15 protein-coding genes and 1 pseudogene are annotated in these 22,483 nt (G+C 49.7%); 14 read left to right on the top strand and 2 right to left on the bottom strand.

What is annotated here, in order from left to right:
• The first annotated feature begins 103 nt into the window (after positions 1-103).
• The gene (locus HZS81_RS06095; RefSeq protein WP_179929664.1) at positions 104-388 is read left to right on the top strand and encodes a GIY-YIG nuclease family protein; all 285 of its coding nucleotides are present in this window, start codon (positions 104-106) and stop codon (positions 386-388) included.
• Positions 389-538: 150 nt separating this feature from the next.
• Here HZS81_RS06095 and HZS81_RS06090 read toward each other — a convergent pair whose 3' ends face one another.
• A complete protein-coding gene (locus HZS81_RS06090; RefSeq protein WP_179929663.1) occupies positions 539-799 on the bottom strand; it encodes a hypothetical protein in 261 nt (86 codons plus the stop codon).
• 618 nt (positions 800-1,417) lie between these two features.
• Here HZS81_RS06090 and HZS81_RS06085 point away from each other — a divergent pair.
• The 12 genes from HZS81_RS06085 (at position 1,418) to galE (ending at position 18,649) form a co-directional block, all read left to right on the top strand.
• On the top strand, positions 1,418-2,467 hold the full coding sequence (locus tag HZS81_RS06085) for a tetratricopeptide repeat protein (protein ID WP_179929662.1): 1,050 nt from the start codon (positions 1,418-1,420) through the stop codon (positions 2,465-2,467).
• Complete coding sequence (locus HZS81_RS06080) at positions 2,464-5,121, top strand: coiled-coil domain-containing protein (protein ID WP_179929661.1); 2,658 nt, start codon at positions 2,464-2,466, stop codon at positions 5,119-5,121. Before HZS81_RS06085 ends, HZS81_RS06080 begins: the two co-directional genes overlap by 4 nt.
• A 113-nt stretch (positions 5,122-5,234) precedes the next feature.
• Positions 5,235-6,344: a DUF262 domain-containing protein gene (locus HZS81_RS06075; protein WP_206679538.1), complete on the top strand. Its 1,110-nt coding sequence runs from the start codon at positions 5,235-5,237 to the stop codon at positions 6,342-6,344.
• The gene (locus tag HZS81_RS06070; protein ID WP_179929660.1) at positions 6,338-7,378 is read left to right on the top strand and encodes an AAA family ATPase; all 1,041 of its coding nucleotides are present in this window, start codon (positions 6,338-6,340) and stop codon (positions 7,376-7,378) included. Before HZS81_RS06075 ends, HZS81_RS06070 begins: the two co-directional genes overlap by 7 nt.
• Positions 7,378-8,085 (top strand): hypothetical protein, encoded by a 708-nt coding sequence (locus HZS81_RS06065; RefSeq protein WP_179929659.1) that lies wholly within the window; start codon positions 7,378-7,380, stop codon positions 8,083-8,085. Before HZS81_RS06070 ends, HZS81_RS06065 begins: the two co-directional genes overlap by 1 nt.
• 103 nt (positions 8,086-8,188) lie before the next feature.
• Positions 8,189-8,491, top strand: coding sequence for a hypothetical protein (locus tag HZS81_RS06060; protein WP_179929658.1), 303 nt, complete (start codon positions 8,189-8,191; stop codon positions 8,489-8,491).
• A gap of 20 nt (positions 8,492-8,511) precedes the next feature.
• On the top strand, positions 8,512-9,627 hold the full coding sequence (gene wecB, locus HZS81_RS06055; RefSeq protein ID WP_179929657.1) for a non-hydrolyzing UDP-N-acetylglucosamine 2-epimerase: 1,116 nt from the start codon (positions 8,512-8,514) through the stop codon (positions 9,625-9,627).
• Between the two features lie 19 nt (positions 9,628-9,646).
• Complete coding sequence (gene wecC / locus HZS81_RS06050) at positions 9,647-10,927, top strand: UDP-N-acetyl-D-mannosamine dehydrogenase (RefSeq protein ID WP_179929656.1); 1,281 nt, start codon at positions 9,647-9,649, stop codon at positions 10,925-10,927.
• 94 nt (positions 10,928-11,021) lie between these two features.
• Positions 11,022-14,756, top strand: a complete 3,735-nt coding sequence (locus HZS81_RS06045; RefSeq protein WP_179929655.1) for a glycosyltransferase — start codon at positions 11,022-11,024, stop codon at positions 14,754-14,756.
• Between the two features lie 55 nt (positions 14,757-14,811).
• A complete protein-coding gene (locus HZS81_RS06040; RefSeq protein WP_179929654.1) occupies positions 14,812-15,807 on the top strand; it encodes a glycosyltransferase family protein in 996 nt (331 codons plus the stop codon).
• Positions 15,808-15,864: 57 nt separating this feature from the next.
• Positions 15,865-17,514, top strand: coding sequence for a hypothetical protein (locus tag HZS81_RS06035; protein WP_179929653.1), 1,650 nt, complete (start codon positions 15,865-15,867; stop codon positions 17,512-17,514).
• A 106-nt stretch (positions 17,515-17,620) separates the two neighbouring features.
• Positions 17,621-18,649: a UDP-glucose 4-epimerase GalE gene (gene galE / locus HZS81_RS06030; protein ID WP_179929652.1), complete on the top strand. Its 1,029-nt coding sequence runs from the start codon at positions 17,621-17,623 to the stop codon at positions 18,647-18,649.
• Positions 18,650-18,833: 184 nt separating this feature from the next.
• Here the strand turns inward: galE and HZS81_RS18270 are convergent.
• Positions 18,834-19,177: pseudogene (locus HZS81_RS18270) on the bottom strand (IS5/IS1182 family transposase); the annotation flags it as partial.
• A 55-nt stretch (positions 19,178-19,232) separates the two neighbouring features.
• Here HZS81_RS18270 and HZS81_RS06020 point away from each other — a divergent pair.
• Positions 19,233-22,469 (top strand): heparinase II/III domain-containing protein, encoded by a 3,237-nt coding sequence (locus HZS81_RS06020; RefSeq protein ID WP_179929651.1) that lies wholly within the window; start codon positions 19,233-19,235, stop codon positions 22,467-22,469.
• Positions 22,470-22,483 lie beyond the last annotated feature (14 nt).

Genomic DNA, 22,483 nt, shown 5'->3' with positions numbered 1-22,483 from the left:
CGACGAAGCAATCTCAAGCCAGCGGCGGCACCAATCCCACACCCCGTGTCATTGCGAGGAGCCCGCGACGAAGCAATCTCAAGCCTGACGCAGCCACATCACCATGCAAAGCCGCGACTACTACATTTACATACTGACAAACCGCACCAACAAGGTGCTCTACACAGGCGTCACCAACGACCTACAGCGCCGTTTATACGAACATAAAAACGCGCTAACGCCGGGTTTCGCCAGTAAGTACAAGTGTCACAAACTCGTTTGGTTTGAAGCGTCAACCTGCATCGAAGCCGCCATACTGCGAGAAAAGCAGATCAAAAGCGGCTCAAGAGCAAAGAAAATAGCCTTAATCGAAGCCACCAACCCAGGCTGGCATGAAATAGAAATTTAAGCCCCGCAATGACACCCAGGCCGATTCATGTGCCATGTCGAGTAGCCACGGCTCCCGTGTCATTGCGAGGAGCCCGCGACGAAGCAATCCATACCAGCGGCGGCACCGATCCCAACCTGTGTCATTGCGAGGAGGCACGACGAAGCAATCTCAGCCAGCGGCGGCAAAAAACCAGATTGCTTCACTACGTTCGCAATGACACTGCAACACCAAAACCAGATCGCCGCGCTTCGCTCGCGATGACACCCAGGCCATTTCATGTGTCATTGCGAGGAGCCTGCGACGAAGCAATCTAAAGCCAGCGGCGGCAAAAAACCAGATTGCTTCACTACGTTCGCAATGACACTGCAACACCAAAACCAGATCGCCGCGCTTCGCTCGCGATGACACCCAGGCCGATTCATGTGCCATGTCGAGTAGCCTCGGCCCCCGTGTCATTGCGAGGAGCCCGCGACGAAGCAATCTCACACCAGCGGCAACACCAAAAACCAGATTGCTTCACTACGTTCGCAATGACACTGCAACACCAAAAACCAGATCGCCACGCTTCGCTCGCGATGACACCCAGGCCAGTTCATGTGTCATGTCGAGTAGCCTTGGCCCCCGTGTCATTGCGAGGAGGCACGACGAAGCAATCTCAGCTAGCAGCGGCACCGAGCCCACCCCGTGTCATTGCGAGGAGCCTGCGACGAAGCAATCTCAAGCTAGCGGCGGCACCAAAAACCAGATCGCCACGCTTCGCTCGCGATGACACCCAGGCCAGTTCATGTGTCATGTCGAGTAGCCTTGGCCCCCGTGTCATTGCGAGGAGGCACGACGAAGCAATCTCAGGCCAGCGGCGGCACCAAAAACCAGATTGCTTCACTGCGTTCGCAATGACACTGCAACACCAAAACCAGATCGCCGCGCTTCGCTCGCGATGACACCTAGGCCATTTCATGTGTCATTGCGAGGAGCCCGCGACGAAGCAATCTCAGCCAGCAGCAACACCAAACCCAGCCATTTAGCACCCGACCAATCAGAGCCACCATGAACACAGCCAACACCACCACGCCGAGCGTGATCGGCAACTTCGATGCCATTCATGAAGAAACCGCCTACGGCTGGGCCTTTTCTCCGCAGCAGCCCCAACAGCGGCTGGCGGTGGAGCTCATCGATGAGCGCGGCGAACTTGCCGGCTACGGGATAGCGGATCACCATCGTGAAGACCTCGTCCCGGCCGGTATTGGCGATGGTCTCCATCAGTTCAAGCTGGCAATCGCCTACAGCCTTTATGATGGTGAAGAACACACACTCACCGCCTATGAAGCCACCACCGGCCAACCGCTGCAAGGCACCCACACCTTCGGCCCCGCCACGCGCCGTTTTGCTTTTGACCTGATGAGTCGCGAAGCGGGCCAGCAGTGGTTGATTGAGCACCTGCGCCAAGCGCCGAACCTTACCCGAGAACGTGCCGAAAGCCTGCTTAACGCCTACCGGCTCAGCTGCGTGTTACATGAGACCGACCACGTGGAAGAGGCCCACAACGCCTGGAATGCCGTTGCCGAGGCCACCGGGCTACACGGTTTAAGCCACTGTAAGCAAGGCGAACTGCACCTGCTGCAAGCGCAACCCAACGATGCCCTAACCAGTTACCAGCACGCCGTGGAAGCCGCCCCGGAGTACCCCTGGCCGCATTTAGGGCTCGCTAATGCCCTGCAACAATTAGGCCGCTACAGCGAAGCCGAAAGCGCCGTTCAACAAGCGCTCAGCCTTGCACCGGAGGCCTCTCAAGCCCAGGCCCAAGCCAGCGCACGGTTACGTAACCTGCAGCGCGTCGGATTACCCGACCGCGTCAACGCCCTGGTCGAACAAGGCGACACTCAAGCTGCCACGCACCTACTGGTTGAGCGCCTGCTGGCCCACCCGGATGAGCAAGAAGCCGCCGAGCTTCTCGGTCATCTATTGCACCCCGTGCCGGAAGACGACGAACCGCTGCCCGGCCAAGACGTCCTGCATACATTTCAGCGCCAAGAACGCGTGCTAAACGCCCTGCTCGACCACGTAGACACCCAGTTAACCGAGTCGCCCCGCCCATGAACACCCTACTCCAACACCTACATACCCACAGCAGCGCCCCCCTTGGCCATACCTTTATCATCGGCGCGGGCGATGGCAGCCAGCTACCCCAATGGCGCGAGCTACACAGCGAATACCTTCACCTGGCCGAAGCCCATCCTCAGCAAGCCAAATCGTTAAGCCAACGCACCCAAGGGCATGCCCAGGAAAGCGTGTTCGAAGGCGCCATTACCCCCGAAGCGCAACAAAACGCCACGCTGCACGTGCTCACGCTGCCCCACTACAGCAGCACCCAGGCGCCCAGTGCCTTGCAGGATTTCTTGCCCAACGTGCGTGAACACAGTACGGAAACCGTTGCTGCCCAACGCCTGGAAACCTGGCTGAGCCAAACAGCACTAGACCCCAGTGCCACACACACCCTGGTGCTCAACGCCCCCGGCCAAGGGCATGCACTGCTCTGTGCCACCGCCAGTGAAGTGATTCAAGCGTTCAGCTGGATCATCGTCAGCACGGCAGAAGAAGCGCTGTACGAAAACGACGTGGACAGCGCCACCCTGGATACCACCCTTACCCAGTTGGGCTACGCCCGCGTACTGGAAGACGACAGCGCCGTTTACCCCACCGTAACGCGGCTCTACCAGCGCCAACCCGCCGTGATCGAGCGGCTCACGCTCATTAAAGAACGCGATGCACTCGCGAGTGCCAACGCTAAGCTCACCACCGAGCAGCAAGAACAAGCCAAACGGCTCGAGTCACTGAACGACAAGATTACCGAGTATGAAACGCTGCTGAAGGATAACGCCCAGCAGCTAAACGAAGCGGCAACCGCCCTGCGGGAAACGGATGCTGAGTTGCAAGAGCGCACTCAAGAACGCGATGTTGCCCGTAAGCAAACCGATGACACGAAGAAAGCGCTAGACGAAAAAACCAAACAGCTCACCGAGTGTGACAAGCAACTCGAAGAAGCCCGTGCCAACGCACACGACGAAGCGACACAACACGCTCAAGCCTTGGAAAACGCTCAAAAGCAGCTAGCCGAACACGATGAGCAGTTTAAGCAGCGCACCCAAGAGCGCGACGCTGCCCGCAAGCAGAGCGAAGAACACAAAAAGTCACTGGAAGAAAAATCTAAGCTGTTAAGTGAGCGCATTGAGCAGCTGAGTGAAAAAGACAAAGCGCTTAACGCTGCCAATGAACAACTAGCCCAGCGTACCCAAGAACGTGACCAAGCCAAACAAGCGCTAGATGCTGCCAAGAAACAGGACGGCGAACATAAAAAAGCTCTTGAAGAAAAAGCCAAACAGCTAGCCGAACGCGATAAGCAACTCGAAGAAGCCCAAGCCACCGCACAGGACGAAGCGACACAACACGCTCAAGCCTTGGAAAACGCTCAAAAGCAACTTGCCGAACGCGACGAGCAGTTTAAGCAGCGCACCCAAGAGCGTGACGCCGCTCGCAAGCAGAGTGAAGAACATAAAAAATCGCTGGATGAAAAATCTAAGCAGCTAAGTGAGCGCGATGAGCAGCTGAGCGGAAAAGACAAAGCGCTTAACGCCGCTAAAGAGCAGTTGGCTCAGCGTACGCAGGAGCGCGACCAATCTAACCAAGCGCTAGATGCCGCCAAGAAACAGGGCGACGAACATAAAAAAGCTCTTGAAGAAAAAGCCAAACAGCTCGCTGAGCGCGACCAGCAACTAGAAGAAGCTCGAGCCACCGCAAAAAGCGAGCAAGAGGCCGGTGTCATTGCAAAGAGCGAAGCGACGAAGCAATCTCAAGCCCTGGAAGAGGCCAACAAACAAATAGAAGCACTCACCCAGCAGCTAGCCAGCAAAGAAAACAGCCTGCACAACACCGAAGAACGTTTCAGCTCTCTAGAAAGCAAACTAGATCAACTCTTTGGCGAGCAGCGCAGCTACATTCAGCAAACCAGCAATGCACTCGGCCAGCACGTGACCCGCAGCGCCCGGCAGCAGCGTGATGAACAAGCGCTTACCCACTACCTGCACCACGGCCAGCGGCCTATTAGCACCGAGTTTGCACCCAACTTCGCCATAGCATTATTAGAGCGCCGCGACACCCAGCGTTACGATGTGATGGTAGTTCTAGGCAGCACCCCTATTACCGAACTGTTAGCCCAAGCGGTAATCAATGAAGGTCGCCATCAGCCGCGTTTAACGGCCCAAAGCCAAGCGAAAAATGGCAAAGACGTACAGCAGTTTGTCGCCCCATCACAGGACGACCTGCCCCAAGCCGTGATCAGCCTGGCCCACAAAAAAAGTATCTGCAAAACCCTGAAACAGCGGTTAGCCGCCAACCACAGTCAAGAGGCTGTGAGCGTAGTACACGCGCCCTGGGTGGAAGCTGGCACTCAAGGGGCGCTGTTTTACGCCTGCGAGACCACTCTGCAACGCCTTAACCAATGGCTGGAAGAAGATGCCAAGGTACTGGTGATCGTGGGCAACGCATTGGCCGAAGCCAACCACAGCCGCATCGCCGCCTTGCCACAACTATTGCAACACTTGCCGACTCAAACGCTGGATGTAGTGGTGGAAGGCGCAAGCTACGCCCAAGAAAGCGAGTTAAAAGCCGAGTGGGAAACGCTACTAAACGCCCGCCAGCGTGAGGTTGAGTGGCTGCATATACCCACGGCAATTGGGCTGCGGATAGAGGGGTAACCCGCCACCGTTTGTGAACAAAGCCAAGTCACACCATAATGCTGCTTGGCAGGTTATTCACCGAAAAATGGCTGTTTACCGAAAAGTGGTCGTTGCTCAAATGTTGATACGCAATGAAAAAGGGTGCCTTGATGAATGAAGCTTCGTTTGAGGGCCTTGAGGATGAAGCAGGCCTTGAGCCGCATTCCGAAGAAATTTACCCGGATGCGGTGATCAAGGTTAGCCGTGATCAATATAGTGTCTTTGAAGTCAAGCGCATGATCGAAGAGACACAAGAGCTAGTACTAGCACCAGCCTTTCAGCGCAACAACGTATGGAAAAACGAACAAAAACGAGAGCTGATCGAAAGCCTGTTGATGGGTATACCTATTCCCGTCATCTATGTATTCGAGAATGAACAGGGCATCAAACAAATGGTGGATGGCAGGCAGCGCACCAGTGCCATCATTGACTTCATGAATGGCAAGTTCGCCTTGGAAAATCTAGGCATGCTGCCCGGCTTCAACGGGTATCGGTTTAAAGACCTGCCCCCTTTATATCGAAGCAAACTGGAACGCTACCAACTGCTGGTCTATGTAATCGAACCCCCCACCCCCGAACGGGTGAAATACGACATTTTCGACCGCGTCAATCGTGGCGGCACACAGTTAAATAATCAGGAAATGCGCAATGCGCTCTACGCCGGCCCTGCTACCCAATTATTGAAATCGCTCAGCCAACTGCCTTCGTTCAAGCAGGCAACGGGCAAAAGCATCCAGCCAAAAAGAATGCGCGACCAATACGTTATTTTACGTTTTCTCGCCTTTTATCTGCTGAGAACCGGACAAATCGCTTTCACGTATAAAAGCAACCTGGACGAACTGCTTGCGTTCGCCATGCGTTACTTGAACCAAGCCGATACCGCCAAGCACCAGCAACTTACCCAGATATTCGACACCGCAATGGCAAATGCCTATGAAACACTCGGCGAGGACGCGTTCCGTTTCCCCATCAAGAATACGCACCGCCGCCCAATCAATATGGCGCTATTTGAAAGCTTGGCCTACTTCTTTGCCCTGCTGACACCCCGGCAGGTTAACGATGACATGCTTGCCGAACACATCGGTCGCTTGAAAAGTGAATTTGATGTCGGTGACTACTTCCGCAACCGCGTGGATGGCACCACTAGCGTTGAATACCGCTTTGCTCACGTCGAAAGGCTCAAGGACTCACTTGCATGCTGACAGATATCGAGATTAACGCCTTCAAATGCATTGAAGCGCAACGCTTTGCTCTCGCCCCGCTAACGCTGGTGTCCGGTACCAATGCGTCCGGCAAATCGACGCTGTTACAAGCCATGTTAGTGGCCTTGGGGAGCAAGCCGCAGAACAATCTGGCGTATTTAAGCGATGTGATAAAGCCTTATGTGCAGCTGGAAGAGGTGCTATGCCGCACAGCGGAAGCCAGAGAAGTACAGATATGCCTGACCAACGATAAGGCTGAAACCTTGCACGCCTGGATCAAGGAAACCGGGGCCAGCGTGATTCACGACCCAGGCATGGATCTAAGTTACGAAGAAACCCTGTTTTACCTCTCAGCCGACCGCAGCGGCCCGGAAGAACTAGCCTCGCTCAACAAGGCGCTACCCATTGGTCAGCATGGGCAGTATGCCATCGGGCATTTTGAGCTGCATAAAGACAAACCCCTTCATGAAGCATTGGTAAAGCCCGAAGCATCGGCGCAAACGCTAAAAGCGCAACTGGCTTGGTGGCTCAGTTACATTACCGATGTCACCTGCGAACCCAGAACCCAAAAAGTCACCAGCACCAGCGTCAAGCTGAGCTTTACCATGGGTGACCTTGGTGAGGTTTCACCGCTGAACACCGGCGCGGGCAATAGCTACTTGTTAAAGCTCTTGATCATGTGCCTAACCGCCAAACCTGGGCACCTATTATTGATCGAAAACCCCGAGATTCACCTTCATCCAGGCGCGCAATCTCGCCTTGGTGTGTTGCTGGCATTCTTGGCCGCACGGGGGGTACAGCTAGTGGTGGAAACCCACTGCGAACACCTGATCAACCGCGTTCGCTATGAAGTCTACAAGCAACAGTTAAAACCAACGGATGTGGCACTGTATTACAAACCCAGCGTAGCAGAACCCTTCATCACGCTAGGCATACTGCCTAGTGGGCATTTCTGTGATGAAGATCGCCAAGCGGTGAACTTTCCCACCGGCTTTTTCGACTCCACCTTAAGCGAACTGCTGGAGATAGGTTGATGGACTACACCTTAGCCATGGAAGATGAGCTATTGAAAGCCTTCCATGACTTTAAAAGGGGTGCACTTAGCGAAACCAGCACAGCCATCATTCAAAATTTACTACGACTTTACCACCCGCCGCACATCACCAGCGTCGAACAGCTGAAAGCCATCGGTGTAGACGATAATATCCTATTTCAGCAACTGGCGAGCCAGGGCCTCGTCACGCAAACACCGCAGGAGCTGGCTCCGCGCACCCGTTATAAGTTATTGCTCAGCGGCAACCAAACGCACTACCCAGCCACCGCCGTGAGTGGAGACAGCATCAATAGCGAATTTGTGATGACCTTAAAGCCCGGGGAAGCCAGAGCCAAAGCCCATGAGTGGCTAACAGCGCTACTGGCGGATGCCAAAACGGTCACCGTAATTGATCCCTATCTGTTTTCACCATCAGGCCGAAAAAGCGTCACTCCGTTTTTTCAGTTATTTCCACGTAAAGCGCTCACGCTGTTTTTCAACAAGTTACCGCAAGATGCCGCCAGCTCGATTAAGCAGATTTGTGCCGAGTGGAAAGTGAAAGAAAATACCGACCCACGTTACGCAAACGTTCACGACCGCTACTTACTTATTGATAACAGCGTCGAAATCGTGATCACCAGCGGTATCGACTACCTGTTTGATACAAGCAAAGAATGCACCCTGCTGGTGCGCCAGAAAAAAGCCTGAATCGCCCTCCAGTGTCATTGCAAGAAGCCTGCGATGAAGCAATCTCAGAGCAGCGGCCCCAGAAAACTCCCAACTGGAAAGCACCAACGTAAAGGAACACACCATGGCTAACTTACTTGTACAGCGTGCCAATAGTGCTTTTAAAAAAGGCGATTACCGAAGCGCTAAAGCACTTTATCAAGAAGCAGCTAACCAGTATGGCTCACAATTATTTGCCGCCAACGTAGCGGTGTGTGAAAAAGCGCTCGCAAAAGGTCGCCCTAAAAAAATTAACGCCGCTCTAACCCCTCAACCAAGGTTAAGCAACGATGCCATCAGCCAACAGCTATCAGATACTCAGCAGCTTTTAGAACACTACTACAACCGCTGCCAAGAGCTGGAATATCAACTGATAGATAAGTGTTAATGTTAACGAAGGGAAGCACCATGAAAGTTCTCACTGTGTTCGGAACACGACCCGAGGCTATCAAGATGGCCCCGCTTGCGCTGCATCTTGCCACGGATGAGCGCTTTGAAGCCCGCGTATGCGTTACCGCTCAACACCGGGAAATGCTTGATCAAGTACTCTCGCTATTTGAGTTAACACCAGAGTATGACCTGGACATCATGAAACCAGGCCAAGATCTTAACGATGTAACGTGTGGCATCCTGCAAGGTCTTAAACCAGTACTGGAAGAGTTCAAACCCGATATCGTATTGGTACACGGTGATACTGCCACCACCTTTGCCACCTCGCTAGCATGCTATTACCAACAAATAGCCGTTGGTCATGTAGAGGCAGGCTTACGTACGGGCAACCTCTACTCTCCTTGGCCAGAGGAAGGCAACCGTAAGCTAACCGGCGCATTAGCGTCGGTACACTTTGCACCCACGGAAATCTCTCAACAAAATTTACTAAACGAGGGTGTAAGTTCAAGCAACATTCACGTCACCGGCAACACGGTGATTGATGCGCTGCTTGACGTTACAAGAAAGTTCGACAGTGACCAATCACTGGCAACTGAACTTGCCGCTCGCTTTCCTATGTTGGATGAAAAAAAGCGATTGATACTCGTGACAGGTCACCGACGCGAAAGTTTTGGTGGTGGTTTTGAACGTATTTGCCAAGCACTGAGAGAAACCGCGCAATCCCACCCTGATACGCAAATTCTCTATCCCGTTCACTTAAATCCCAACGTGCGTGAGCCGGTTAACCGCTTATTGGCCGAAGTTGACAACGTCCACCTGATCGAGCCGCAAGACTATCTGCCGTTCGTTTACCTGATGAACCGCGCCCATATCATTCTCACCGACTCTGGGGGCATCCAGGAAGAAGCGCCTTCTCTGGGTAAGCCTGTATTAGTTATGCGCGATACCACTGAGCGTCCCGAAGCCGTTTCAGCCGGTACCGTAAAGTTGGTAGGCACTGATGTAGCCACCATTACAAATGAACTCAACCGCCTGCTAACGGATGAAGAGTCTTACAACGCCATGAGCTACGCCCACAACCCCTACGGTGACGGCAAGGCTTGCCAACGCATCCGCGATGCTCTCGCCCGCTAATCATCCTCGGAAAAACATCATGCTATTCAACACTATCTCCATGATCGGGCTAGGTTATATCGGCCTGCCAACCGCTGCTGTTTTTGCTTCACGTAGAAAGCAGGTTATTGGAGTCGACATTGACCAGAAAACTGTTGATACCATCAATGGCGGCCAAATTCATATCGTAGAGCCTGAACTAGATATTGTAGTGCATGCAGCTGTCACGGAAGGTTATCTTCGCGCCACGACGAAACCGGAGCCTGCGGACGCCTTCATGGTGGCAGTACCCACGCCTTTTCACACCGATGAAAACGGCCAGAACCATAAGGCCGACCTGAGCTACATTGAAGCCGCTGCAAAATCCATCGCACCAATACTGCAGGCAGGAAACCTGGTGGTACTGGAATCCACCTCTCCAATAGGCGCCACCGAACAGTTGGCTGCCTGGCTGGCCGAAGCAAGGCCGGACCTCACCTTCCCGCAAACCCATGGTGAAGCGTCGGATATCCGTATTGCGCATTGCCCAGAACGCGTGCTGCCCGGCCATGTGATTCGTGAACTGGTAGAAAACGACCGGGTGATCGGTGGTATGACGCCAAGGTGTGCTGAAGTAGCCTGTGCGCTCTACCAGATGGTGGTCGAAGGCGAATGCGTTCTAACCACCGCACGCACGGCCGAAATGGCCAAGCTCACCGAAAATAGCTTTCGCGATGTAAACATTGCTTTCGCCAATGAGCTGTCCACCATTTGTCACGAGCTCGATATCAATGTCTGGGAGCTGATCGCCCTGGCCAACCGTCACCCTCGGGTCAATATTCTGACCCCAGGGGCGGGCGTAGGCGGCCACTGCATCGCCGTGGACCCCTGGTTCATTGTGGATGCCTGCCCGGCGCAAGCCAAAATCATTCGTGCCGCCCGTGAAGTCAACGACGCCAAGCCCCAATGGGTGCTGCAGCGAGTAAACGGCGCTCTGGAGCACTACCACCGTGAATACCCTCATTCGCGCCGCAGCGACCTCACCGTGGCCTGCTTAGGGTTAGCCTTTAAGCCAAACATCGACGACCTACGCGAAAGTCCTGCCCTGGGTATCGCCCAGCAGATCGCCGAATTGGGCTGCCGGGTGCAGGTGGTGGAACCCAATATCCAGGTGCTGCCTAACTCCCTCGACCAACCCCAGGTTGAACTCGCCACTCTGGACGAAGCCCTGGCTCAGGCCGATGTCGTCTGTGTGCTGGTCAAGCACAAGAGCTTCATTGCTCAGGCTGATGCCGTAAGGGCCAAACAAAGCATCATCGATGCCGTTGGCCTACTCGGCTAGAACCACCGCCCTTTGTGGGAGGCCGGCTCCGCCGGGCGAATGGCGCCGAAGGCGCCTGCGGCTTCCATCCATCACCTCAGAACACCGGATACCCATGGACGAACTTCTCCACCTTGCTACCCAGCTTGCCGATCAACCCGCCGCCCCCATCGCTCAGCCTATTGAAGGGCGCGTAGCTTACGTGGTGAGCCACGGGCAAAGCTACGCCAGCAACGGCTACGCCATACGCACACAAGGCATTGCTCAGGCGCTCAACCAGCACGGTTTTGAAACGCTGTGCTTTGTGCGCCCCGGCCGACCTTGGGAGCTAGTGGGAGTCAAAAGCGATATCACCCCGGAAGTAACGGTCAACAGCGTGCGCTATATCCACAGCCGCTGGAAAAACGGCCAAGCCCCCAACGGTGAACGCGCTCAGCTGGAAGCAAACGTGGCGCGTTTCATCGAACTCTTCCAGGTTTATCGCCCGGCAGTGGTGCTGGCTGCGTCTAACTGGATGGTTGGCTTGCCGGCATGGATTGCCGCCAAGCGCTTGGGCCTGCCCTTCTACAATGAAGTGCGCGGCTTTTGGGAGCTTTCCCGCGATGCCCGCGAACCGGGTTATGCCAATACACCGGCGTTCAAGCAAGAAGCCGAGCGCGATGCCTTTGTCGCCAAGCAAGCGCGCAAGGTGTTCACACTCAACCAGCCGATGTTGGACGAGCTGGTCAATCGCGGCATAGACGCCAACCGTATTGAGATAGTGCCCAACGGCGTGAGCGAGCTTCCTAAAAACAAGCCAGCCGACCCAACGCTCAAGCAGCAACTGGGCATTCAGGAAAACGAAAAAGTTATTGGCTACGTGGGCAGCTTCAGCGCCTATGAAGGTCTGGATGTGCTGCTCGAAGCCTGCACCCAATTGGTGCAAAAGGGCGAAAAACTCAAGCTGCTGCTGGTAGGCGATGACCAACTGATTACTGAAGTAACAACTGGCAATAAGACGTTCACGAATCAACCTTGGCTAATTCAGGTAGGCCGCGTGCCCCATGCCCACGTGGCGGATTACTACGCGCTGATAGATGCGGTTGTTATCCCGCGTAAAAAGCTGCCGGTGTGTGAGTTGGTGCCGCCCATGAAAGCAGCCGAAGCCTTGGCCTATGGCAAGCGGCTGGTGGTTTCTGATGTGGTGCCGCTGGTGGAATACGCGCAACAGCATAACGGTGTGGTGAGTTTTGAGGCGGGGAAAGTGGGGAGCCTAGCGCAAGCCCTTCAGAAGGCACTGAAGCTGCCAGCATCGAAAATAAGTACCGAGCTGCTGTTTTCAGCGCGCACCGAGTTGATAGTCAAGGTGCTGAATGGGGAAGAGAGTGGGCTAAGCACAACCGAACAAGTCAAAACGAATCCATCTAGGCAAGAAGTTGCCCTGGAACTTCTGCTTAAACACATTGAGCCGATCACGCTTCAGCCTAAAGAGCCGACATGGCTTAACTTTGATGTAACTGAAGAGCGCTACATATCAATTTCTGCAGAGGTAGAATATCGCAATATCCGCGAAGGACAGAATCGTAAGGCTGTATTGTTGCTGCAAGGGAAGGATGCCAGCGGTAACCGTATTGATCAGCCCCTGGGAAAACTTTCCAAATCAGAGCACTTTAGCTCATATTTTATTTATCTGGTACCAACTAGAGGGAAAGTACTTAAGCAGCATAAGTTCGTAGTGCCCGCAGACATAACTCAAATCTCGCTTGGTCTGTGTACATTTAATCACCAAAGCGGAGAAGAGATCATAGTCCGTAATATTAAAGTACAGGCTATTCCGCCAACTCAAGTCGCTGTCTCTGAAAAAGCGTTGATCAAAAAAAAGTCAAAGGCGTTGATTTTTACAAATCTGGGCCTTTCCACAATTGATGGATCCAGTGTTTTTATTGCTAACATTGCAAATATTTATTCTCAGGTTTTTGAGGAAGTTTATTTGCTTAGTGTTCAAAAAACAGGAGACAATTTCAAATCGCGAATAAAAAACCAAAAAAATTTAAACCTTTTATTTTGTGATTCTGAATCAGTAAGGGAGGAGATCTATCGGTTAGATCAAGAGTTAGATTTTGATACTATTTTTGTTCGAGGCTGGGGGCAGCGCAATATTTGGTTTGACAAAAGATACGCTTCGAAAATATGTTATTATTGCCCATTAACTAAAAATCCCAGCGAAGAGGACTTAGCTATCTTTCGCTCCGTTGGTGAGTTAGCATTCCAGACGGAAGAGCTTCGGAATAAAACTATAAAGTTGATAGGCGACAAAAAAAATATTCTCATTCCACCACTGATAAATTTTCCAAAAAATAAAAAAATCATAAAAAAAAGAAACAAAAAAGTTGTAGTTAGCTATATAGGCACGCTTCGATCTGAGTGTTATAGTTACAACCTTTTAAGTTCACTTATCAACATGTTGCATAAGTTCAATTTTAATATTGAAGTAAACATTGCTATTGGTAAAATTTTTTACGAAGATGCAAAAGAAAGATCTGAAGTTGTATCCTTGGTAGACAAATTAAGGTCGATTTGCTGCGTATCTGTTGAGGAAAAAGTTTCCCAAGAAAGATGTGATGAAATACTTGAAAGTAGCGATTTGTCGTTCAGCTTATGGGAGCCTAATGAGCAAAACTCGACCCAAGTTTCGACTAAAATGCTAGACTGCCTATCTTCAGGGTGTAACGTAATTTGTTTTAGAACTGATTTACATGAGAAAATACTGGGTAAAGATTACCAGTTCTTTATTGAATCAATAGAAGACTTGGACAAAAAAATCTTCCATTCAGTTAAGCGTTTATCAGTTCATAAAACTAGATATAAAAATAATTACTTACTAAGTAATTTTAGCTTAGAATGGCACGTTCTTAATATCGCCAGAAACTATGGTGTAGATATTCCTAATAAAAGGGGGTGGGAGAAAAGCTTTTTTTCTAACCAATATGATAATATCTATGGTATATATATAAATGAGTCAGAAAAAAGAAAACTGGAGTTTCTTTCAAAAAATAACGGATTAAAAATCAACTATTTCAAAGGCGTTGATGGGCGAATTGAGTTAAAAGATGAATTTGAACACTACTCTAAACAACCTTTTGCTACCAACTGGGAGCGTCGAGCAAAACGAAAGAGGTTGACTATAGGTGCTATGGGGCACCTTGCTAGTTTCATAAGCGTCGCTAAGGATGCTTTGAAAAATGGATATAAGAAAATTTTGATATTTGAAGCGGATATCTTACTTCATAAAGATTTCTTTTCGCTATACTTTCAGAGGCACCCTAAAGACTTCAAAATTTTTTATCTTGGGGCGGGAAAATGGAATTCTGATGTAAACTATATTTCTTCAGGGTTCTATTACCGACCGAATCAAACTACAGGCACATTTGCTGTTGCGTTCGACGCAGTTGCACTAGAGTTATTATTAGAGGAATGGTCGAAGTTAGTTGATCCATCTGACATAGCTATGTGGCCTGTGACGGACAAGTTTAACGATGAGTGTTACGTGTCCGTTCCAAATCTAGCTATATGTGATGTAGCAACCAGCTTGACTGGTTCTGGCAGGTCTCAAAGAGAAATATCTGAAAAATTCGGTTGGGATCTTTTTGAGTACAATATTCATTATGTGGAAAGAGTAAATAAATATTTTCATAGAATTTTCATAGAATTTGACCATGTACTTACAAATGCTTTTATAAAAATCTCATGTCAACATAAAAAAATTGAGATTCCTGTACATGAGTCTTCTTATTGCATTCTAGTAGAAGATGTTGTGGAAGAAATTGAATGCTTTAACTTGTTCATTAAAAATATAAATGAGATAAATTAGTTAATCCACTTAAACTTATTAAGACTTTTTGTTACATTCGCGAGTTTTCTACCTAATGAATAAAAAAGTTCTTTTCGTTGGACATGATCTTAAATTTATATGTGATTTTGTGACTTATCTTTCCCACTATCAGCCAATTGGGTGGCCACAAGTAATCTCCTATAGGGGCCACGCTCTACCTGAAAACTGTGTAAACTCAAGTTTAGTTGACATTTGCGATGTCATTTTCTGTGAATGGAGTCTTGGCAACGCTGTACATTTTTCAAGGGTTAAACCATTTGGAAAACGCTTGGTTGTGAGGTTGCACGCTCAAGAGCTTCGAGTTTTGAAATCACGGTATCTAGATAAAATCTTATGGCAAAATGTTGATGCTTTAATTGTTATCTCTCCAGCTATAAAAAACCGAGTCATACAACTGTATCCAGAGCTGTACGGAAAGGTTTTTTTTGTACCTAACTACGTTCCAAGTCGAAAGATAGGTAGTGGAAAATATTCATCTTCTCCTCAATTTCAAATTGGTATGCTGGGTATCGTTCCTGCGTTAAAAAGGGTCGACTTAGCTTTTGAGTTGTTAAAGCATCTCAAGAGTGTGGACTCTAGATATAGCTTGTCTTTGAAGGGTGGTGCGCCTAATGATTATACGTGGATGCAAAATCGACCTGGTCAAGTGAACTGGTATAATAAAACTTTTGAACGCTACCAGAACTTAGTCAAAGATGGGAGCATTATATTTGAAGAGGAATCTGATGATGTCGCAACTTGGTATGAAAGTATTGGTGTTATCCTATCAATGAGCGATATTGAAGGCTCTCATCAATCTGTTGCTGAAGGGGTAGCTTCCGGCTGTGTCCCTGTGATTCGAAACTGGGATGGCGCCAGTCAACTATATGGTAATCCTGTTTTCGAAACTGTTGATGAAATGTCTGAGTACGTACTTTCTTTCAAGTCTGAGTGCGCTTATCATTCATTATCATCAAATATAAGAAATAACTTATCAGGAGTTTATGAGTTTGAGAAAGTTTGCAAGCAATTAATTGAACTGATTTTTTAACCAACACTCACCGCGACTTTAATTTAATATTTTAATTATCTGTTTTTAAGGTTCTTTATGTTTAAATCTTACTTAAACCAAAAAGATTTTCTTATCACTAACGATTGGAGAGCTGAAAAACCTGAGAAAAATCTTGAAAATAAATATATTATTTACGGTCATTGCTTTACTGATGATGGCATACTAAAAAATAGATATATTTCTAAAACTGAGTTTGACTATATAAAAAGAAATCACTGGAAACTATCAGGCTTGTTTGTATGTATTGGCTTACAAGATGGAATCATTGATGTCTTAATTGATCCATTAGTACAGTACCCTGTTTTCTATGTCGAGCAGAATGGTATTTTTGCATTATCGAACAAGTTATCTAACCTTTCTAAGCTTTATTATGATAAATACAATATTGACTACTTATTTGATTCACTTATTTACGAGGCTCCACTAAGAGGCATGACTCCTGTTAAAAGCGTCAAAATGCTTCAATTTGACAATCTTCAGATTGGTAGTCAATTTCAAAATTCGAGACCAGGATTAACCATACATAAAACAAACATTCTTTCAAGAAAAGATCTTGATTACAGTGAGGCTTTAGAAACTTTGGCAGATAATATAAAAAAGCGAGCCAAAATCATATCGGAAAGCTTTGAATACATAGAGTGCCAACTCTCCGGGGGTTTAGATTGTAGAATTGTAGCAGCCGCTTTTAAGAATTACGATAATATTTTTTACTATAGTTTTGGCCTGGACTCTCAAGATAGACTATGTTTTGAGGATCTTGCAGATAAGTTTGGTTTGAGGAAAACTAGCAAGATAAGATTTTTTGGGTCTGGGATTCGCAATGCTGCATATAGAATAAAGATGATTGATGATCTCAATGGAATAAAGCTCCACACGTATGGCGGATATATGAACTATGATGAACCTATTGATATTAAAGGCTGCAAATTAAGTGGCTATTTTGGAGAGTATATTGGACATAAGCTTCCTTCAGCATATATTTCTCCAGAAGATGGTTCTATTATAAAGTTTCCTCATATTGACGCATTGCCTGAGCGCGCCTACAAGGTAGCTAACGAGTATTCTATGCCGTTCTGGACCTACAATTTGGAATGTGGGCGATATAAAACTTCAAAAAGAGCAGTTAATCAATTATTTTATTTGAATAATCGAGGTCCGTCCCATTTTGGTATGCATTCTGCTGCGGATAACGTTCACGATAGCAGTTTTAATATCCTTTACGACCCAGTCGCTATTACTGTGTCAGAGCAATCACCTTATTCAGACCTTGAAAATAAGGAGGGGGCTACATGTGTAGATCTGATTTGCTCAATTGCAGGATTAGATTTTGGCTTGTTTCCTTATGAAGGAAGAAGAATTCCACGTTACAGAGAATTTGATTGGGTTCCTGAAATAAATTGTTTTGATGGCTATAGTTTCTCAGCTAGAAAGGTTGAGCAGATTCAGCGCGAGCATTCGATTGCTCCTGACCTTTCTCATTGGGATGCTTTGGGTGATTCAGACAAGACTTCGACAAGTGCTGAAATTCTTAATAATAAGTTGTTCGATACTTTTTTCCGTGATTTTCCTGAACTAGCCTATCTGAGAAATCTCCAATTTACTTGGCCTTATCGGCAGCACCAAGAAATCCTTTGTAACTTTCTTTTAGCTGACTACTTTTATTCAGGTGCTTGGTCTCACACCTGATTTTGTGGACGCTTGCGTTCCGCATTTTTTTATAATTTTCATTTAAGGCTAATCAACAAGCTTTTTTCTTTGAGTATATTAAGACTTCTTTTTAGGTAGACGTAAAATGAATAGCTTAGTTTTTGTTACCGGTGGTACTGGCTATATTGGCTCCCATACAACATTGTGTCTACTGCAGGCAGGTTATGAAGTGGTAGTGTTGGATAGCCTTATTAACAGCACATTTGAATCACTTAGGCGCGTTGAAAAAATTTGCGGTAAAGCGCCTAAGTTTTATGAAGGAGATATCCGTGATCGAGACTTGCTGGACAAAATTTTTCTCGAAAATAAAATTACTGCTGTACTTCACTTTGCCGGTCTTAAAGCAGTAGGAGAGAGTTGCGAGAAACCATTATCTTACTACAATAATAATGTGGTGGGTAGTATAAACCTTTGCGAGGCAATGGCATCAGCAGGTGTTTTTAACTTGGTTTTCAGTTCCTCGGCTACTGTATATGGAGAGCCCGAGGAAATGCCAATTAGTGAGGATTCACCTACTGCTTCTCCCACAAATCCATATGGCCGTTCAAAGCTGATAGTAGAAGAGATGTTACGTGACATTTCTGCTTCTGATTCCCGCTGGGCGTGCGCACTTATGCGATATTTTAACCCGGTTGGAGCCCATGAAAGTGGGATGATTGGTGAAGACTCCATGGGGACGCCTAATAACTTATTTCCCTATATTAGCCAGGTAGCTATCGGTAAGCGTGATTTCTTGCCAGTGTTTGGTGGTGATTACCCCACAAAAGATGGCACAGGTGTGCGTGACTATATTCATGTGGTTGACTTGGCTCAAGGACACTTGCTTGCCCTCAAGGCCTTAGAGAGACGTGCTGGTCTCAGCGTTTGGAACCTAGGTACAGGCCAAGGTTACTCAGTGTTGGAGGCTGTGCGTGCATTTGAGTGTGCATCAGGTCGCACCGTTCCTTTTTCTATTGGCCCACGCCGTCTGGGCGATATCGCCCAGTGTTGGGCTGACCCGAGCAAGGCAAGACGTGAGTTGGGTTGGCAGGCCATGCGAGGCATCGACACGATGATGGCGGATGCTTGGCGTTGGCAATGTCAAAACCCTGAAGGCTATAAGACAAATGAATAGTTATTCAAATAACCTTTAATTAAGTGACCGCTGATCAAACAGGTACCGAAGGACGTTAGCGCTCAGCGCAGCAAACCTCGCGTCTCAGTGGTTAATTTCTGACCACCACGGGTAGCCTTTTCCCTGGCAAACGAACTATCCGGCTACTAGGCCAGATTTAAGACACACTACTCCTATCAACACGTCACTCGCATCGTCGTCTCGCTATCACCAGGTTACCGAGTCCAAACAGGCTGGACATCTGTGTCTGGTTCATGGGCGATCCCTTGTAGCACACCTTCCGTTAGCCAAAGAGATTCTTGATGACATGAAATGGATGCTGGCCTTGGCCTTTTCGAACGCCAGCAGCAACGTCTTCATGAGACTATCGTTCATCTTTTTGATCGCACCGCGCTTGGCGGCAAGGCAGCAATGGGAGTCTGGGTCCTCTTTCTCTTCGTCAAGGTACGTCCACAAGCCGGTATACCCGTATACCCGCTTGTTACCGTCCCGAACGAGCTGGCTAGCCATGATGACATCCGCCGTGCTTGGGTGTGAGAGAGGGTGTTAGCAGGTAAGACTTTGGCTCAATAGGAAATATAATTTGGAATACCAGCTCTCGCAGCGCGCTGGGCGCCATATACTCAGTAAATTCATAAACTTCACCTGCTACCGCATTCGTCGGCGCTGGTCGCTTCCCTTGCCGGTGACGGAGCTACCTGAGCTGGATATTCAGGTTCGGGGCTTTCCTCAAGTCTATCCATGGCAAATCTGGTGCTTGTGGGCGCTCGAAGAGCGCCTTTATGCCCTGAGTGGGGCCGCTACGTTTTTGAGTGATCTAGCGGCGCGTGAGCAGTGTGTGAGAGATTTAGAGGCACTGGCGCAATGGCCGCGCTATACGGTGACGGATAAGCTTGGCCTGCCCTATGGTCATGCGGTGCAGCTGATGACCACAGCATTGCAAGAATGGCAATGGCTACCCGAGCCTACGCAGCAGGCGTTACGTGACGCACTGCAGCGTGCGGTGGAGGAAGGCATACCACTAGTACCCGTAGCCTTACAGGAATTGGCTTCGACTGAAGATTTACTTACTAAGCCCACACCCCACCAGTATTTGCACAACATTCCCTTGATTGCTCAGGCGGCGTTAGCCAACGCAGCAGAGACAATTGAGCATCCTGAGTGTAAACGGCTTTCTTCACGTTTCTTGCATTTGTATCAAGCACGATTGGCGCTTTATCACGAGGGTTTGACCGAAGGCATCTCCTACGATGGCTACCTCTACAACTTTGCATTGGGTTGGTTAAGCACTCAGCCTAAAGCGGTTAGACAAGGGATAATACTTCATCCAGCAATGCTCGACCTGGAGCAGCAAGCGCGAGGTTTAGCTTGCCCTGGTCAGGTGTGGAAATCGGCGGAGATTGGCGATGTGGAGCCGCTAGAAATGCCGTTTGTGTGGTCGGCATTAGCTCGCCTTCAGCAATGGGCGTTCAGCCCTTCACGAGAAGCCCTGTTAGACGCTGTACCAGTGGAACGGCTGCGAGCCGATGCACTATGGATACGAGCGCAGCTAAAGCGGGCCTTAGCGGATAACGCTGACAGTGGATATGAGCTTGCTATCTCTCCCGTTCAGCAAAGCACCGCCGCGTTGACACTGGCCACCGGGCTGGGGAATGACGATATCAGCGTGGTGATGTCACTGTGCTGCTCGCCAATGAACCATGTTCAGGCAGATAGTGGGTCCTTGCTTATCGGTCATGCGGGCCACTGGTGGATCACCGACCCCGGCTACCAGCAGTACCTCAAGACCTCGGAGCGTGAGTTTACCCTTGGTCCAGAGGCGCATAACACACCGGTTGTCAATGGCCTTGCTCAGACAAGTAAAGCCGCATCCCTCCTTTACTCAGGTGGACATGGGGAACAGAGCGCCTATGCGGTGGTAGACCTTTCCGCTTGCTACCCCGCCGAAGCGAAGGTTGAAATCGCTACCCGCGCAATATGGCGCCTGGGCCATGAACAAGTGGTGGTTTGCGATACGGTCGTGGCCGCGCCAGAGTCCACGGTGGCCTATCACTGGCATGGCGATGCCGAGGCGTTTTGGGGCGAGCAGAAAGGCGCCGTTTCGCTCTACCAAGACGCGACCTATCAAACCCTGTGGATTCAATCCGGTCAGCAACCATTAAGCTTAGCCCATCAACACCGCCTGCGTGGCTCGCGTGGGCCTTGCACCTTGCAAGTGACTCAACCATCTTCGCTCACCCATCACTGGTGGAGCTTTTCCTTTTCAGATAGTCCACCTGATCTTCAAGCAACGGGTACAAAGGCGTATGTTGGAGAAATACGCTTAAACTTAGTGGACCTGCTTCCTGAGGTATTAGCACCTCCATCGCTTGACGTGGCTATTCACCGCGATCAGTTACAAGTCTCGATACGGCACGGTGATGAGCTCTTAGCTCCGGCGACCAATAACGGCTGGCAAGTTAGCCTGAGCATTAACGGCGCGCCAAGTGACACCTTCCAGTCATCGGGCCGTAGACGGATGCTTCCTATCCCGGCCATTAGGGTTGACGACATCGTTACTTTATCGGCCAGTCGGGCGGGTGGTTACACGACAGATGCTGATGTGATTGAGCGCATCCTAACGCCAAGCGAAAAGCAAGCCATTTGCAGTATTCCACTGCGCGTCTATGCCGAGGTGGCAGCCAACCGAGTGACCGGTCGTTGTGAGCTGTTGCCAGGGGCAATAGAAGGTAACGTCGAATATGCCTTCTACCTGCTGGTGGAGGGTCAGAAAACTCAAGTGCGCTGGTACGAAGCCGCCGCTACCCATACGTTTACTCTTATGTCTGATGAAGCGGGTAAGTCCGTTCAAGTGCGTGGCTTTGCACAATCTTCCAAGTCAACGGACAAGAAATTCTCTGCCGTTAGCTTGCCTTTCGACACGTACCCTATAACGGTAGAGACGTCCACCATGCCAGAATCTAGTAATGAGAATGCCATGGAAATCATTACAGCCGAGCTGAAGTCGCTAGAAAAGACGCTGCTGCAAGCGAGCAAAGACAACGCAAGCAAGTTCACTAAGGACGTGATCACTATCCAAAACCGCCTCTACAGTCAGCTAGAAAGTCTCTCCTGGCTTCAGCGCCGGTTAGCCATTAAGGGCCAATTGCCCCCACTGCGTGGCTGGGCAACCTCACCGGATGTGTTGCTACGCCTGCACTCACACATCATGGCCACTCATCCCAGCATTATTGTCGAATTCGGCAGCGGCGCTTCCACACTGGTAATTACAGATGCCTTACGCCAGAACGGCACTGGCAAGCTGATTTCTATTGAGCATAGTAACTACTACGGCCTGCAAACGCTTAGCACGCTAGAAGCGGAGCAGCTGCAGGGCTGGGTAGATCTACGCATTGGCGATTTAGCGCCATGGAAAGGCGCCCACCTTAACCCCGAGGATGCCGAAAAGCCTTCCCGCTGGTATCCGCCATCGCTTCTGAAAGATGTCGAAAACGTGGATCTACTCTGGGTGGATGGCCCGCCGGGGGCTACCTGTTTGTTTAGCCGCTACCCTGCCCTGCCTGCCTTGGCTGATAAGCTCTCCCCGAACGCTGAAGTGTGGATAGACGATACCATCCGCCAGGAAGAGAAAGACATTTGCGAGCGCTGGGCCAAGGACCACGGTTTTGCGCTTGAGTATTACTCGTTGGAGAAGGGTTTGGGCCGGTTAACGCGCCCTACTGCTTCAGCGGCTTCGCTTGCTTTGCCGCAAGTAATTGATGAGCCACACCCTGAGCGTGCGTTGGGGCTGGATTTTTCGTTGCCTGACGAGAAGGCATGAGATTGCTTCGTCGC

The organism is Vreelandella salicampi (assembly GCF_013415105.1).
GTDB classification, from domain to species: Bacteria; Pseudomonadota; Gammaproteobacteria; order Pseudomonadales; family Halomonadaceae; genus Vreelandella; species Vreelandella salicampi.
Note: the sequence above shows the minus strand (reverse complement) of the source record. Positions and strands in the feature narration are given on the sequence as shown.

What these genes read in the sequence shown, in the direction of transcription:
- HZS81_RS06095 (WP_179929664.1), top strand. Translation starts at nt 104, where the DNA reads ATGCAAAGCCGCGACTACTACATTTACATACTGACAAACCGCACCAAC.
- HZS81_RS06090 (WP_179929663.1), bottom strand. Translation starts at nt 799, where the DNA reads ATGGCACATGAATCGGCCTGGGTGTCATCGCGAGCGAAGCGCGGCGAT.
- HZS81_RS06085 (WP_179929662.1), top strand. Translation starts at nt 1,418, where the DNA reads ATGAACACAGCCAACACCACCACGCCGAGCGTGATCGGCAACTTCGAT.
- HZS81_RS06080 (WP_179929661.1), top strand. Translation starts at nt 2,464, where the DNA reads ATGAACACCCTACTCCAACACCTACATACCCACAGCAGCGCCCCCCTT.
- HZS81_RS06075 (WP_206679538.1), top strand. Translation starts at nt 5,235, where the DNA reads ATGAAAAAGGGTGCCTTGATGAATGAAGCTTCGTTTGAGGGCCTTGAG.
- HZS81_RS06070 (WP_179929660.1), top strand. Translation starts at nt 6,338, where the DNA reads ATGCTGACAGATATCGAGATTAACGCCTTCAAATGCATTGAAGCGCAA.
- HZS81_RS06065 (WP_179929659.1), top strand. Translation starts at nt 7,378, where the DNA reads ATGGACTACACCTTAGCCATGGAAGATGAGCTATTGAAAGCCTTCCAT.
- HZS81_RS06060 (WP_179929658.1), top strand. Translation starts at nt 8,189, where the DNA reads ATGGCTAACTTACTTGTACAGCGTGCCAATAGTGCTTTTAAAAAAGGC.
- wecB (WP_179929657.1), top strand. Translation starts at nt 8,512, where the DNA reads ATGAAAGTTCTCACTGTGTTCGGAACACGACCCGAGGCTATCAAGATG.
- wecC (WP_179929656.1), top strand. Translation starts at nt 9,647, where the DNA reads ATGCTATTCAACACTATCTCCATGATCGGGCTAGGTTATATCGGCCTG.
- HZS81_RS06045 (WP_179929655.1), top strand. Translation starts at nt 11,022, where the DNA reads ATGGACGAACTTCTCCACCTTGCTACCCAGCTTGCCGATCAACCCGCC.
- HZS81_RS06040 (WP_179929654.1), top strand. Translation starts at nt 14,812, where the DNA reads ATGAATAAAAAAGTTCTTTTCGTTGGACATGATCTTAAATTTATATGT.
- HZS81_RS06035 (WP_179929653.1), top strand. Translation starts at nt 15,865, where the DNA reads ATGTTTAAATCTTACTTAAACCAAAAAGATTTTCTTATCACTAACGAT.
- galE (WP_179929652.1), top strand. Translation starts at nt 17,621, where the DNA reads ATGAATAGCTTAGTTTTTGTTACCGGTGGTACTGGCTATATTGGCTCC.